Genomic DNA, 976 nt, shown 5'->3' on the forward strand with positions numbered 1-976 from the left:
ACCCACAGGCAGGATCGCAGATGGTCAGTTGAAGCAGCCAAATCCTATAGGCATCCAGCTTTTCTTTGAGTTTTAAGATCGTTTTCTTTTGCTTTCCCCGCTTCCCCTCTGCAAATTCCTCGTCGATGATACCAAGTTCCGTCCTTTTCTCCGTACACAGCCTCCCTAAGGTATTGTCTACAATGTATTTGGTGATGTACTTTGGGGTATAAAATACGCCATCCCGCTTCCGTTTGGTCTTGGATTTGTCCACCTCCTCCCCTGCCAGTTTGGCGCGCACATTTTCGATATCATTGAGCGAATGTTCGAAAATATGCCCCAAAATATTGGTATCTACCTCCGATTCAAAATCGTATTCAGTGAGTTTCCGAACATGCTTTTCAATCAACTGATCTGAAATAAGCAAGGTATCTAAGATCGGATCCGCCGCAAAAAGACCTCCATTATAGGCATGGATTTCTGCCTTACCTGGTTTTATCCTTCCCGTATTCAAGTATCCAAAATAGAGTTTGAACCGATCATACAGTGGGATATAAGCATCCAAATCTTTTAATTCCAACCACTGATTGACAATCTCCATAATGGAATTGGGCGGCAATAATCCTTTGTCCTCCGCAAAAAAGATAAAGAGAAATCTATCCAATAATTTCTGACTCTTTTTGTACAAATCCAGTTCGTCTATCCCAGGATTCAACCTCACCATATCCTGCCAAAGCTCCTGCTTGAAGGAAGAGTAATCGGCATACAGTTTTTTGGTAACCTGTTCTTCTGCGACAAGGGATTGTTCTTTGATTTTTTTAGGCAATCCGGCCATGAGATTTTCTTTGTGCAGCAGGAGCCAAAAAAGCCTGAATTCCTCCAGCTGCATCCCCAGGATATTGAACTCTACAAAATCCACCGCATTGTCGATGTAAAACCGCAGCTTTTCGAAATTACTGGTGATCACATAGATGCAATTGGGCTGGTTGTTTTTATA

General features: G+C 42.4%; 1 pseudogene. It reads right to left on the reverse strand.

Annotation, left to right across the window (positions count from 1 at the left end):
- A pseudogene (locus tag B879_RS20960) lies at positions 1–976 on the reverse strand (Eco57I restriction-modification methylase domain-containing protein); the annotation flags it as partial.

It is taken from the genome of Cecembia lonarensis LW9 (genome assembly GCF_000298295.1).
Taxonomy (GTDB): Bacteria; Bacteroidota; Bacteroidia; order Cytophagales; family Cyclobacteriaceae; genus Cecembia; species Cecembia lonarensis.